The following is a 12,953-nucleotide window of genomic DNA, read 5'->3' as shown; positions in this document are numbered from 1 at the left end:
TTCAGCCGTAGGCGTCCGCGTTATCGACGCTGAAATTGTAGAGCTTGCGGGCCGAGCCATAGCGTTTGAAATCCCGGGCCTTCACATCGGTGATGCTCGCCCGCGCAAGAAGCTGGGTCAGCAACTCGACGTGCTCGGGCCGCATCTCCTTTTCGATGCAGTCCGCGCCGAGGCTTTTCACCGAACCGCGAACGAACAGCTGCGCTTCGTAGATTGAGTCTCCGAGCGCCTCGCCAGCATTTCCGCAGACCACCAGATTCCCGGTCTGGGCCATGAAGGCCGACATATGGCCGATATTGCCCTTGACGACGATATCGATGCCTTTCATCGAGATACCGCATCGTGACGAGGCGTTGCCCTCGATCACCAGCAGGCCTCCCTTGCCGGTGGCGCCGGCATACTGGCTGGCGTCGCCCTTCACGATAACCTCGCCCGACATCATGTTTTCGGCGACGCCCGGTCCGGCCGAACCCTGCACCGTGATCCTGGCCTGCCGGTTCATGCCGGCACAATAATAGCCGACGCTCCCCTGGACGGCGATTTCCGCCGGCGCGTTCACTCCGACCGCGACCGCGTGGGCTCCCCGGGGGTTGAGGATTTCCCAGTGCGTTTCATTGGTGCCCTCGCACAGTCCGTGGAGCGCCTGATTGAGTTCGCGCAGGCCAGTGGTCGCCAGATCAACTGTCGGCATGATCAGCGTTCCCAGAAATACACAGTCGCGGGTTCAGGCTCCCAGACCCTGGCGCTTTCGATGCCGGGCAACCCGGCCAGCGCGCGGTATTCGGAACCGAAGGCAACGTAGCGATCGGTCTCGGCCAGCACAGCCGGTTTGCAGGCGATGCGGTCGCGCAGCACGCCGAAACCGTCGCGCGTGCCGACGACGAAAGTGTAGAAGCCGTCGAGATCGTCGAGACTCTTTTCCAGGGCATCACCGAGGCTCAGGCCCTTGTCCATCTGCGCGGTGAGATAGGCAGCGGCGACTTCGGTATCGTTCTCGGTTTCGAAGATCTTACCCTCGCGCTTGAGGTCGCGGCGCAGATTGTTGTGGTTCGACAACGACCCGTTGTGCACGAGGCACTCGTCGACCCCCGTTGAAAAAGGATGCGCGCCCATCGTGGTCACCGCCGATTCGGTCGCCATGCGCGTATGGCCGATGCCGTGCGAACCTGTCATGTCCGGAAGGCCAAAGCGGTCCGACACCTCGGTGGGGTAGCCGACCTCCTTGTAGATCTCGATGCGCTCGCCCACCCCCATCACGCGGAGCTCAGGGAATTTCTCGCGCAGCACTTCGCGCGCCTTGTCCGTCAGTCCGCCGTCGAGCCGGAGCACGGCGTGGGTATCCTTTGTCGTCATGGTCACCTTGACTCCGAGCACGCCGGCAAGCGCGGAGTCCAGCCCGTTGAATATCGCAGGATTCGGCGACTGCACCGTGATTTTAGCAAGTCCCGCCTCGCCGCTTCCGTAGATGGCAAAGCCCGCACTGTCCGGACCGCGATCGCACATCGTCGCCAGCATCACCGAGAGCAGCTGACCAAGCTGCGGTTCCAGCGCTTTGTCCTTGATGAACAATCCGACAATTCCACACATCGCAATCTGTCCTTGTCCCGTCGCGCGCGTTACGATGAACGATCTTTACCAAGGGCCGGCCCCGATTTCAATACCAATAAATAATATTTCCTCTTGAGAAAGTATGCGGGGTGAGGCAATTTCAACCCCGTCCTGGCCGGGACGCCGCAAAAAGGCTCCCCGGCGAAGCCCCTCGCGGAGCCCGTCCCTTGCCACTCGCCCTTTTAAAATACGGCCTCAATCCCGGTCGCCGGGATGCACCGCAGCTTCGCTGGCAGCCGGAATTCAAGAAGAATTATGACGTCATCATCATCGGCGCCGGCGGACACGGGCTTGCCACCGCGTATTATCTCGTAAGCCGTCACGGCATAAGAAATATAGCCGTGCTCGACAAGGCGTGGCTGGGCGGCGGCAACACCGCGCGCAACACGACGATCATCCGTGCCAACTATCTCACGCCGGAAGGCGTCGCCTTTTACAAGGAATCTGTCGAACTGTTCCGCGGGCTCTCCGAAGAGGTCGACATCAATATCATGTATTCGGAGCGCGGGCATTTTACGCTCGCGCACACCGACGCCGCGATGCGCACCGCGCGCTGGCGCGCCGAAGTGAACAAGCATCTCGGCGTCGACTCCGAGGTGATCGACGCCGACGAGGTCGGCCGCCTGTGCCCGACCCTGAACATGTCTGAAGAGGTTCGTTACCCCATCCTCGGCGCGCTCTATCACCCGCCCGGTGCGCTGGCGCGGCACGACGCAGTGGCCTGGGGTTACGCCAAGGGGGCGATGGCGCACGGCGTCGAAGTACACCCGAGCACCGAGGTGACCGGAATCCTGAAGCAGGGCAATCGGGCCATCGGCGTCGAAACCGACCGGGGCACCATCCATGCCGGTAAGGTCATCCAGGCCGTCGCCGGTTCATCGAGCCGCGTCTCGGCGCTTGCGGGTTTTCGCCTGCCGATCAAGACGATTCCGCTGCAAGCCTGCGTCTCCGAGCCGGTCAAGCCGATCCTGGACCAGATCGTCGTCTCCGGCTCGCTGCACGTCTACATCTCGCAAAGCGCGCGCGGCGAAATGGTCATGGGCGGGTCGACCGACCCCTATGGTCTGTACGGATCGCGTTCAACCCTCGACTTCAAGGAGGGCCTCATGGCCCACATGCTCGAGCTGTTTCCCTTCATGGCCGAACTGCGCGTGCTGCGGCAATGGGGCGGGATCGCCGACATGACCCCGGATTTCTCGCCGGTGATGGGACTGACGCCGGTCGAGAACTACTACATCGACTCCGGCTGGGGTACCTGGGGTTTCAAGGCGACGCCGGTGTGCGGCTTCCGCATGGCCGAATGCGTCGCGACGGGCCGCCAGCCCGACCTCCTCAAGCCGTTCGCGCTCGATCGCTTCCACAGTTTCGACCTGGTCGGCGAAAAGGGCGCCGCCTCGGTCGGACATTGAAGTTACATCCATGAAAATCATGCACTGCCCCCTCAACGGCCCGCGCAACATCGACGAATTCGTCTGGATGGGCGACGTCAAGAGCGCGCCCGATCCGGCCTGTTCGGACCACGAATGGACCAGCTATCTCTTCATCGAGGACAACCTCGCCGGCGAAGTCGACGAGTGGTGGATCCATGCACCCAGCAACAATTGGTTCATCGCCCGGCGCAACCGGATCACCGATGAGATTCTGTGGACCAGGAGTCCTGCGGATTATTTTTCGGAACGCAAATCATGACCGTTGACAGTGCGAGATTGCCGGCGGACGGCTGGGGACTGCTGCTCGATCGCGCGCAACCTGTGACGTTCAGTTTCGATGGCGCGTCGCATCAGGGATTTGCCGGTGACGTCGTCGCCAGCGCACTGATGGCATCAGGACGCCATGTGCTGTCGCGATCGTTCAAATACCATCGGCCGCGTGGTGTCCTGACCATGGCCGGCCATGATTCCAATACGATGGTGCAGGTCGGCACCGAGCCGAATGTTCGCGGCGACCGGCGCCAAATCGCACCGGGTCTCGCAGTGACCTCGATCAATCGTATGGGCCGACTGGATTTCGACTGGCTCGCGGTGCTCGGCCTGTTCTCCCGCTTCCTGCCGGTCGGATTCTACTACAAGACCTTCTTCCGCCCGCATGGCGCATGGCGGCTGTTCGAGCGGCCGATCCGCGCGCTGGCGGGACTGGGGACGCTCGACCCGAAAGCGCGTCACGGCCATTACGACAAGCAGCATTTGTTCTGTGACGTGCTGGTGGTCGGTGGCGGTCCTGCGGGCCTCAACGCCGGAATCGCGGCGGCCGAGTCCGGCGCAGAGGTCCTGCTGATCGACGAGTGGCCGGCACCGGGCGGATCGTTGCTGTTCGGACGGATGCAGGGCGGCCGTGCCGAAGCCGAGATGAAGCGGCTCAGCTTGCTGTCAGGCGCGTCGCGCATCCCCAATCTGCGGATCATGTCGGACACGACGGTCAGCGGCCTCTTTGTCGACAATTGGGCGTCGGCGCTGAAGGACAATCGCCTCCACAAGATCCGAGCGAAACAAACCGTGCTTGCGACCGGCGGCTATGATCAGCCGCTCGTGTTTGCCAGGAACGACCTTCCCGGCATCATGTTCGCCGATGCCGCGCAGCGACTGATGCGGCTGTATGGCGTCAGGCCCGGCAGCCGGGCCGTGATCGCGACGGCCAACCGCTTCGGCTATGACGCAGCCCTCGACCTGCTTGACGCCGGGATCGAGGTCGCCGCCATCGTCGATCTCAGGAAAAGCACCGACGACAGTGACCGCGCGGCGGCCAAGGCGCGCGGCATTCGCATCGTACCGAACACCACCCTCGTCGCCGCGAAGGGCCGCCGTCACGTCGAGGCCGTCGCGATTGCGTCGATCCTGGACCAGGACAGGCGCGGCCCCTCCGAATGGATCAAATGCGATCTGGTGCTAATGAGCGCGGGGTACGCGCCAGCGATCAACCTCGCTTGCCACACCGGCGCGAAAGTCGCCTACGATCCCACCATCGCGATGCATCGCGCCACAGATCTGCCCGCAGGCGTACACGTGGCTGGATCGGTCGCAGGGATCTGGTCGGAAGCCCTTGCCGGCGATCATGGCGAGCAGGTCGGACGTGCTGCCGCGATGGCGGCCCTTGGCCGGGGTACCGCTCCGCCCGCGGCGGCGGAAGACGCAAAGGCAAGGGATATTACCTATCCCTGGCCAATCACCGAATCCCCCGGCGGCAAGGATTTCATCGATTTCGACGAAGATTTGCGCACGCGCGACATCACCGATTCCGTGCACGACGGCTATGACGACATCCAGCTCGTCAAGCGCTACTCCACCGCCGGGCTTGGCCCCAGTCAGGGCCGCCATGCCAATCTCAACACCATACGCATGGTGGCGCGGGCCACCGGTCGCGACATCCAGAAGGTCGGCACCACGACGTTCCGGCCACCGCTGGTGCCGGAGAAGTTCGGCCATCTAGCGGGACGCGGCTATGAGCCGACCCGGCTCACGGCAATGCACGACCGGCATCTGGCGCTGGGCGCCCGCATGATGGCGGCGGGGCTGTGGATGCGGCCGGCCTATTACGGCCCGAAGGAGGAGAGCGCGGTGGCGATCGTCGCCGAGGTCAGGGCCGTGCGCGAGAATGTCGGCATCATCGACGTGTCGACGCTGGGCGGCCTCGACATTCGCGGCCCCGACGCGGCGGCCTTCGTCGATCGCATCTATACCTTCAATTTTCTGAAGCAGCCCGTGGGGCGCACGCGCTACGCGCTCTTGACCGATGAGAGCGGTGTCGTCATCGACGACGGCGTCGCATGCCGCCTGCATGATCAGCACTTCTACGTCACGGCGACGACCAGCGCCGTCGAGCAGGTCTACCGGTTGATGGGATTCTGGAATCAGCAGTGGCAGCTCGACGTCGATATCGCCAACGTCACTGCGGCCTATGCCGGCATCAATATCGCAGGTCCGAAGGCACGGTCCGTGATCGAGAGACTGGAGAGCGATATCGATTTTTCCTCCACGGCGTTCCCGTATCTTGCTGTGCGCTGCGGCCGTCTCGCCGACATTCCCGTTCGCGTGCTGCGCGTCGGCTTCGTGGGCGAGGCCGGGTTTGAGATTCACTGCCCCTCGGGGTTTGGCGGCAAGTTGTGGGACCTCCTCGTCGAAGCCGGAAGATCATTCGGCATCAAGCCGTTCGGCCTCGAGGCCCAGCGCGTGCTTCGGCTCGAGAAAGGACACGTCATCGTCGGCCAGGATACCGACGGCCTGACGAATCCTGCGGAAGCCGGAATGACATGGGCGCTGTCGAAGACGAAACCTGCCTATCTCGGCAAGCGCTCGGTGGACATGCAGATCGCCAAAGGCGTCGGCCGCGTGCTCGCCGGCTTTATGCTGTCCGACCGGAACGCGCCCTGCCCGAAGGAAAATCATCTGGTGATCGAGGGCGGAGACATTGTTGGCCGGGTCACCTCGGCTGTGCTGTCGCCCACCTTGAACAAGGTGATCGGCCTTGCCTATTTGCCCGTCTCGCGCAGTGCCGTGGGGTCGCGGTTCCAGGTCCGGATCGACGGCGGACGCATGGTCGACGCCGAGGTCGTACCGACGCCGTTCTACGATCCCGACAACAAGCGACAGGAGATGTGAGCTTGGCTACTTCCCGGCTTGCCATCATCGACCTGTCGGAACGGCCCCGGCTCGGCTTCAAGGGCCGCGGCACGCTTTCGGCGATGCAAAAGCGCGGCATGGTCGTCGAAAACCAGCCGAACCGCGCGTTTCGGCAGGCCAATGGCTCGCTGTGTCTGGTGCTGGCGGCAAGCGAGGTCTTTCTTCTCGGCGCAGGCGATGGCGACGATTCAGCGCTCGCCAAGCTCGAGGCCGATTGGCGAATCGAGGACGGCGAGCGAACCTACCCGATGCCACGTCGCCACAGCCACGCCTGGTTCGCCGTTCAGGGCGAGGCCGCTCCCGATATGTTTTCCAAGCTATGCGCAATCGACTTTCGGCCACACCGGTTCGACGACCTCTCCATTGCCCAAACCTCGGTCGCACGGCTCAACGCGATCGTTCTGCGCGCCGATGTCGAGGATCGCCTGACTTACCACGCGCTGGCGGACAGCGCCTCCGCGGTCTACCTGCTGGCGTGCCTGGAGGATGCTGCCGAAGAGTTCGGCGGCAGCATGACGGACGCCAGCGTACTGGCGCCGTTGCCAATCACACGCAGAAGCTCCAGTTGAACGTTCACTTCCGACGGCGCGCCAATGCTGTCCCCGCGGCAGCACTTCCGGCGAGGTGAAACGCAGCTTCCAGACCACGCATCAGTTCGCCACCGCCGTGTGCGAGCATCCGCATCACCAGACCTGCATCGTTGGGCGCCGCGGACGCGCCGGCGAGACAGCCAGTATCGCTTACCCCCTGCTCGAGCGCGCGCGGGTCAGGCAGCCGGAACGACGGTCCGATGATGGTTACGGTGGCGGCTGCGGCATAGCCGCCGAGCGGACCACCGGCTTCTCCCACGCTGGTCCCAGGCAACTCGCCCACGTCCGACAACAGGAGCCGGCCGTCCGGCCGAACCACCTGCAGTGAACTTGCATAGCTCGCGAACAGCCCGCCTCGTTGCGTCGGATCGTGGCAGGTTAGCCCGTCAATGAAAATCAAGACACCGTCCTCGGCCACCGAGGCAATGGTCCTGACCGCGAGTTGCGCGCCCGGAAACAGCACATAGGGATCGCAAACAAGCGCGCAGAGGGCACCCGCGCCGACATCGATGATCTGTCGCTGCAGCGAGCCGATGCCCCTGCCGTTGTGCACGACCGTGGAGGCCTGTGTGGTCACGCACAACGCGGCACCCTCCGACACCGAGATATCGAACTGGAGACGATCGCCGGCATAAAGCCCGCCCGACGCCGACTGCAGGTAAAGGGTCAACAGATCGGGCCGGCCGCTGTCGAGATAAAACCCGCGCGTCACATGCAAGGGATAGCCTACGTGCTGGCGCCGGATCACGGTACGCCCGCCGGCTACATCAACTCCGATCCAGGCTCTCGCCTCACGCCCGGGGCTTTGCACCGAAAAGGACTGCGGCGATAATTGCATCGGCGACGGCCTCTACTCCCACACCTGAACGGGCATTGGTGGCGATAACGGTCCGCTGACCGCGCACGGCGCGGGCCTCCGCCAGCATCGCTTCGAGATTGACTCCGACGTAAGGGGCCAGATCCACCTTGTTGACGACCAGCAGGTCGCTTCGGAGCAGGCCCGGGCCCCGCTTGCGCGGGATATCATCCCCGCCCGCGACGTCGATCACGAACATCCACCAATCGACGAGGTCGAGCGAGAACGTCGACGCCAGATTGTCGCCACCGGACTCGAACAGGATAAGTTCGAGCCCCGGAAACGCCGCCTCGAGATCGTCACCGGCGGCGATGTTGAGGGTCGGATCCTCGCGGATCACCGTGTGCGGGCATGCCCCCGCCTCGACCGCGGAAACCCGCGCGGGATCGATCAGACCGGATCGCCTCAGTCTCTCGGCGTCTTCCTTGGTGACGAGATCATTGGTGACGACGGCAAAGTCGATGCCGCGCCGCTGCAATTCCGGGATCAGCGCCTCGATTAGCGCGGTCTTGCCGGAGCCTACGGGGCCGCCGATGCCGACGCGCGCCGCGGAGGCGACCGGTATCTCGTTCGGCACGGTGGTCAGCGAACCCATGGTTACCTCAACATATAGCGCTGGGCGAGCGGCAATTCCCGCGCCGGTTCACATGTCGCGAGTACATCGTTGACGAACACTTCGAAGGTCTCTGGATCCACCGAGATTCTCGGGCAATTGTCATTCCACAGCATGTCGCGCTTGCTGAGCTTGCGCGTACCCCGTACCGGCAGCAAGGACTTCGACAGGCCGAGCGTATTGCCCAGGCGCGCCTCGATCGCGAGCGGATGCACGAAGCAGGCGGAGAGCGCAGACGGCGCCCGACCGTACGATCCCCACTGCGGCCGCATCAGAATCGGCTCGCAGGTCATCAGCGATGCGGCGCTGTCGCCCATCGCGCCCCACGCGATGAAGCCTCCCTTGATGACAAGCTCGGGCTTGATTCCGAAGAAGGCGGGACGCCAGATCACGATGTCGGCAATCTTGCCATCCTCGAGCGAGCCCACGTGGTCGGCAATGCCAAAGGTCCTCGCCGCATTGACGGTGTATTTGGCGATATAACGCTGGATGCGCGCGTTGTCGCCGAGGCCCGGCCTGTCCTCAGGCAGCGGGCCCCGCTGATCCTTCATCTTGGACGCCAGCTGCCAGGTCCGGCAGATCACCTCGTGAATGCGGCCCATTCCCTGGCTGTCCGAGCCGAGCATGGAAATGGCGCCAATGTCGTGCAGGACGTCCTCGGCTGCGATGGTCTGGGCGCGGATGCGGCTCTCCGCGAAGGCAACATCCTCGGGAATTGCCGGATTTAAGTGATGGCACACCATCGTCATGTCGAGGTGCTCGTCGAACGTATTGATGGTGTAGGGGTTGGTCGGGTTGGTCGACGACGGAAGGCAATTTGCTTCGCCCGCCACGCGGATGATGTCCGGTGCATGGCCGCCACCGGCGCCCTCCGTGTGGTACATGTGAATGGTACGCTCGCCGATCGCTTCCAGCGTGTTCTCGACAAATCCGGACTCGTTCAGAGTATCGGTGTGGATTTGAACCTGAAAGTCGTATTCGTCCGCGACCCGCAGGCAGGTGTCGATCGCGGCCGGCATCGAGCCCCAATCCTCGTGCAGCTTCAGTCCCATCACGCCGGTCTCGAGCTGCTCGATCATCGGCGCCTCGCGATGCGCGTTGCCTCGCCCGAGGAACCCGAAATTCATCGGCCACGCCTCGGCCGCCTGCAGCATCTTGCCGGTGTTGAAGGGGCCGCCTGAATCGATACCGACCGTGATCGGGCCGAGGGATCCGCCGATCATCGTCGTGATCCCGCTCGCGAGCGCGTGCTCGACCAGGCCGGCACTGTCGAAATGGACGTGGACGTCGATCGCTCCGGGAGTTGCGATCAAGCCCTCGCAATCGCGAACTGTCGTTCCCGTTGAAACGATCAGGCGCGGATCAACATTGTCCATGATCGCCGGGTTCCCGGCCTTGCCGAATCCGACAATACGGCCGTGGCGAATGCCGAGGTCGCCCTTCACGATGCCGAGCACCGGATCGATCAGCAGCACGTTGCACAACAGAAAATCCAGCGCGCCCTGGGCGCTGGTGATCCCGGCCATGCCAATTCCATCACGCAGCGTCTTGCCGCCGCCGTGAAGGCACTCGTCGCCGTAGACCGCATGGTCTTTCTCGACCACCGCGACAAGCGACGTATCGCCAAGCCGCACGGAGTCCCCCGTTGTCGGGCCATAGAGCGCCGCGTAGTCCTTCCGATTGATCGTCACCATCTCACGCGCCCCTGTATCCACGCGCCTTTGCGGCAGCGATTGCGGCTGCCCGGACCGCAGGATCGCTCGCGGCACCATTTGTCAGGTTGTTGAGGCCGGACAGGTGTTGTTCTCCGCCGAACGATACCAGCGTCACCTCCTTCGAAATGCCGGGCTCGAAACGCACCGCCGTCCCGGCCGGAATATCCAGCCGCTTGTTGAAGGCCGCCGCCCGATCGAATTCCATCGATTTGTTGACCTCGAAGAAGTGGTAATGCGATCCAATCTGCACCGGCCGGTCACCGGTGTTGGTGGCGGTCAGGGTGATTCGCTCGCGGCCCGCGTTCAGTTCGATCTGTCCCGGCGTTGCAATGACTTCGCCGGGATGCTCCGAATCCGCCTCCGCGCCTTTCGGCGGACGAATTGGCTCATGGACGGTGACGAGTTTCGTGCCGTCCGGAAACACCCCCTCCACCTGAATAATATGCATCATCGCCGCGACCCCCGACATCACGTCGGCCGTCGACAGGATCGTCGAACCGTAGCCAATCAGGTCGGCGACGGAGCGGCCCTCGCGCGCACCTTCAAGGATCTCGTCGGTGATGATGGCGACCGCTTCCGGGTAATTCAACTTCAGTCCCTTGGCCCAGCGCCGCCGCGCCAGTTCCGCCGCGGTGAAGATCGTCAGACGCTCCATCTCCGTTGGAGTCAAAAGCATTGTCGATCTCCTTCAGTTGGCGAACAGCCGCAGGCTGGCCTGCGCCTGCCGCGCCGACGCAATGTCCAGGAAAGGCAAGCCACTCGACAGCCGGGCGTCCTCGGGCACCTCGCGGGCGACCAGGGTCTCGATTAGCGGCAGAGCCTCGCTGACGACGCCCTGCGCCTGCAATGCGCCGACCACGCCCAGCCGCACCGCGGCAGAGGCAATTCCGCTTGCGGTCATGTACCCGGACGCGAACTGGACCAGCCGCTCATCCATGCCCAGCGTCGGCCATACGGCACCCTGCATGACCGCGATATGGCCGAGGCACTCCTTACGTCGAACGCAAAGCCTCAGCGCCGTGGCCGCATCATTGCCGAGGGCGCTATGCGATGCCAGAAACGATCCGCCGTTCCTTCGCGAGCCCGTACGCATCGAATCCCCGAAAGTGCTGGCCTCCACATCGTGGTCGATCCGCGCGACCTTCGATAAGTCCATGGACGCGCGATAGGCCTGCAGCAGCGCCACACGATCGAAGGTCGCCCAGCGGAACTGCAATATCGTTGCCACGAGCGACAGCAGCGACGTCTTGTCGCTGACGCGCCCCAGAGCTGCAGCGCCTTCCACCCCGTAGGAAAACGCGAACGATCCGCTCGGAAACGTTCCGTCAGCCTGCCAGATGGTGTGGAGCAGCGCCAGCAAGCTCAGGCGTCTCCGCTATCGTGATGATGGCGACCGGCATGTTCATGGGTATGGCGGCTTCCAGGACCGCTCGCTCCGGCGTCCGCCAGGAAAGTACTCATCTTGACGCGCCCGCTCGAAATCAGGTCCTCGAGCCGCGCGGCATAGTCTTCCGGCCGGCCCTCCAGCGGGACCAGCAGAACGTCCCCGTCGAACCGCACTCGCCAGTGCAGGTTGCCGGCCTGGTAGCCGAGCTCGATTGCATCGGCGGTCGAGCGTGGCTCCAGCCGCAGCCAGCGCTCGGCTTCCGAGCGAACGATGATGGCCCGCTCCTCCTCGAGGAGAAGTATTGCTCCGTCGAAAAGACGTTCCTCGCGTGGCAATGCGATAGCCAGTTCGACACCCCTGCGGGACTTCGCCAAGAAGCGGCGTCGGGCGAGATCCACCTGATGCACGACCACGACATCGACGGCGTCGCGATGTTCGAGCGCGTGAATCCTGTCATGAAATGCCGGGTCCAGCCAGCTTCCCAAGACATGACTCACCCGCAACGTTGCCTCGGTCACCGTCGGCATTGTCATTTCAGCTCCTGCATGCGCGTCCGACGGCGGACTTATCGTTCATAAGTCCAATAGGAGCACGCCGCCAGCGTTTGCGCGCTGCGACACAGTATCATAAGGCCGCGACAAGGGGAATCTTTCCCGCCAGCGGCGGCAGGCGCTCCGCCGCTGCGGCTTTCTCCGCCTCGCTCATATCCTGCAATAGATTCTTCAGATCGTTTGTCGCCACGTTGACGCCGTGCCGGCTCGCCGACGAAAGCCAGACGAAAGCTTCGATCCGGTCCACGGGAGTGCCGATGCCCCTGGCGTAGCAGTGCCCCAACCGCGCCTGCGACAGGTAATGACCAGCCTCCGCGGCGCGACGAAACCATGTCAATGCTTCCGCAAGATCGATGGCGACGCCCAACCCCTTGCTCAGGGCCGTGGCATAGTTGAACTGCGCGAAGACGTCGCCTTCGCTTGCCGTCCGCTTGAACCAGGAACAGGCCTGCTCCGGGTCTGCCGGCACGCCCTGACCGCGCCAGTACATTACCGCGACATTGTTTGCGGCCAGGAGATTGCCGGCCTCGGCAGCGCCGAGATAGTACCCGAAGGCCGTGGCGGCGTCCGGCTCGACGCCGAGGCCGTTCGCATACAATGCGCCGAGCCAGGCGCTCGCCGAAGCGTCGCCGGTCCGGAGCAGTCTGGTCCAGATATCCTTCGCACGGGTGTAGTCGCGTTGCAGGAACGCCGCTTCCGCTTCAGCCAGGGTACTCATGCTACTGCCGTGTATGTTGGTTGATCTTGTAGAGATAGACGCAATCGAAATCCTCGGAATCCGAGGCCGGGACCTGCCCCTTGGTCTTCAGATGTTCGATGAAATAGGCTTGAACCGTTCGCGCCGCGCGAAACGTCAGCAATTGCTTGTAGAGCCAGGGATCGCCTTCGTCGCGGACAGCGTGCGTCTCGAACAGCTCGCGCTTGGGGTTATCCGAGATGCCGACATACCAATTGCCGAAGCTCGGATCGAACTCCTTGATGTAGGCAAGAAATTCGTATTTTACCTGCTGCACGCTCAGA

Annotated in this window: 14 protein-coding genes; 4 read left to right on the top strand and 10 right to left on the bottom strand. The window is 63.5% G+C overall.

Features of this window, described 5'->3' with window-relative positions:
• Window position 1: 1 nt before the first annotated feature.
• Window positions 2–691: a GXGXG domain-containing protein gene (locus tag B5525_RS12335; RefSeq protein WP_079566254.1), complete on the bottom strand. Its 690-nt coding sequence runs from the start codon at window positions 689–691 to the stop codon at window positions 2–4.
• 2 nt (window positions 692–693) lie between these two features.
• Window positions 694–1,587 (bottom strand): class II glutamine amidotransferase, encoded by an 894-nt coding sequence (locus B5525_RS12330; protein ID WP_079566253.1) that lies wholly within the window; start codon window positions 1,585–1,587, stop codon window positions 694–696.
• Between the two features lie 188 nt (window positions 1,588–1,775).
• On the opposite strand from B5525_RS12330, the gene B5525_RS12325 reads away from it, so the two are divergent.
• Genes B5525_RS12325 through B5525_RS12310 form a run of 4 tightly spaced genes read left to right on the top strand, consistent with a single transcriptional unit; the run spans window position 1,776 to window position 6,790 of the window.
• Window positions 1,776–3,017, top strand: coding sequence for an FAD-dependent oxidoreductase (locus B5525_RS12325; RefSeq protein ID WP_079566252.1), 1,242 nt, complete (start codon window positions 1,776–1,778; stop codon window positions 3,015–3,017).
• 10 nt (window positions 3,018–3,027) lie between these two features.
• A complete protein-coding gene (locus B5525_RS12320; protein ID WP_079566251.1) occupies window positions 3,028–3,297 on the top strand; it encodes a sarcosine oxidase subunit delta in 270 nt (89 codons plus the stop codon).
• Window positions 3,294–6,200, top strand: a complete 2,907-nt coding sequence (locus B5525_RS12315; protein ID WP_079566250.1) for a 2Fe-2S iron-sulfur cluster-binding protein — start codon at window positions 3,294–3,296, stop codon at window positions 6,198–6,200. Before B5525_RS12320 ends, B5525_RS12315 begins: the two co-directional genes overlap by 4 nt.
• A gap of 2 nt (window positions 6,201–6,202) precedes the next feature.
• Complete coding sequence (locus B5525_RS12310; protein ID WP_079566249.1) at window positions 6,203–6,790, top strand: hypothetical protein; 588 nt, start codon at window positions 6,203–6,205, stop codon at window positions 6,788–6,790.
• Window positions 6,791–6,794: 4 nt separating this feature from the next.
• Here the strand turns inward: B5525_RS12310 and B5525_RS12305 are convergent, their stop codons facing one another.
• From B5525_RS12305 to B5525_RS12270, 8 genes are all read right to left on the bottom strand, one after another.
• Window positions 6,795–7,559, bottom strand: coding sequence for an urease accessory protein UreD (locus B5525_RS12305; RefSeq protein WP_244567877.1), 765 nt, complete (start codon window positions 7,557–7,559; stop codon window positions 6,795–6,797).
• A gap of 43 nt (window positions 7,560–7,602) precedes the next feature.
• A complete protein-coding gene (ureG, locus tag B5525_RS12300; RefSeq protein ID WP_079566247.1) occupies window positions 7,603–8,262 on the bottom strand; it encodes an urease accessory protein UreG in 660 nt (219 codons plus the stop codon).
• A gap of 2 nt (window positions 8,263–8,264) precedes the next feature.
• Window positions 8,265–9,974, bottom strand: a complete 1,710-nt coding sequence (gene ureC / locus B5525_RS12295) for an urease subunit alpha (RefSeq protein ID WP_079573263.1) — start codon at window positions 9,972–9,974, stop codon at window positions 8,265–8,267.
• A gap of 1 nt (window position 9,975) precedes the next feature.
• Window positions 9,976–10,671 carry an urease subunit gamma gene (locus B5525_RS12290; protein ID WP_079566246.1) on the bottom strand — a complete coding sequence of 232 codons (696 nt, stop codon included), beginning with the start codon at window positions 10,669–10,671 and terminating at the stop codon, window positions 9,976–9,978.
• A 12-nt stretch (window positions 10,672–10,683) separates the two neighbouring features.
• Window positions 10,684–11,355, bottom strand: coding sequence for an urease accessory protein UreF (locus B5525_RS12285; RefSeq protein ID WP_079566245.1), 672 nt, complete (start codon window positions 11,353–11,355; stop codon window positions 10,684–10,686).
• Window positions 11,356–11,357: 2 nt separating this feature from the next.
• Window positions 11,358–11,909, bottom strand: coding sequence for an urease accessory protein UreE (gene ureE / locus B5525_RS12280; RefSeq protein WP_154073176.1), 552 nt, complete (start codon window positions 11,907–11,909; stop codon window positions 11,358–11,360).
• Window positions 11,910–12,006: 97 nt separating this feature from the next.
• Window positions 12,007–12,651, bottom strand: coding sequence for a tetratricopeptide repeat protein (locus tag B5525_RS12275; RefSeq protein WP_079566244.1), 645 nt, complete (start codon window positions 12,649–12,651; stop codon window positions 12,007–12,009).
• Window position 12,652: 1 nt separating this feature from the next.
• The gene (locus B5525_RS12270) at window positions 12,653–12,946 is read right to left on the bottom strand and encodes a hypothetical protein (protein WP_154073175.1); all 294 of its coding nucleotides are present in this window, start codon (window positions 12,944–12,946) and stop codon (window positions 12,653–12,655) included.
• Window positions 12,947–12,953 lie beyond the last annotated feature (7 nt).

The organism is Bradyrhizobium erythrophlei (genome assembly GCF_900129505.1).
Taxonomy (GTDB): Bacteria; Pseudomonadota; Alphaproteobacteria; order Rhizobiales; family Xanthobacteraceae; genus Bradyrhizobium; species Bradyrhizobium erythrophlei_D.
The sequence above is the reverse complement of the archived record's forward strand: the minus strand, read 5'-3'. Positions and strand labels throughout refer to the sequence as shown.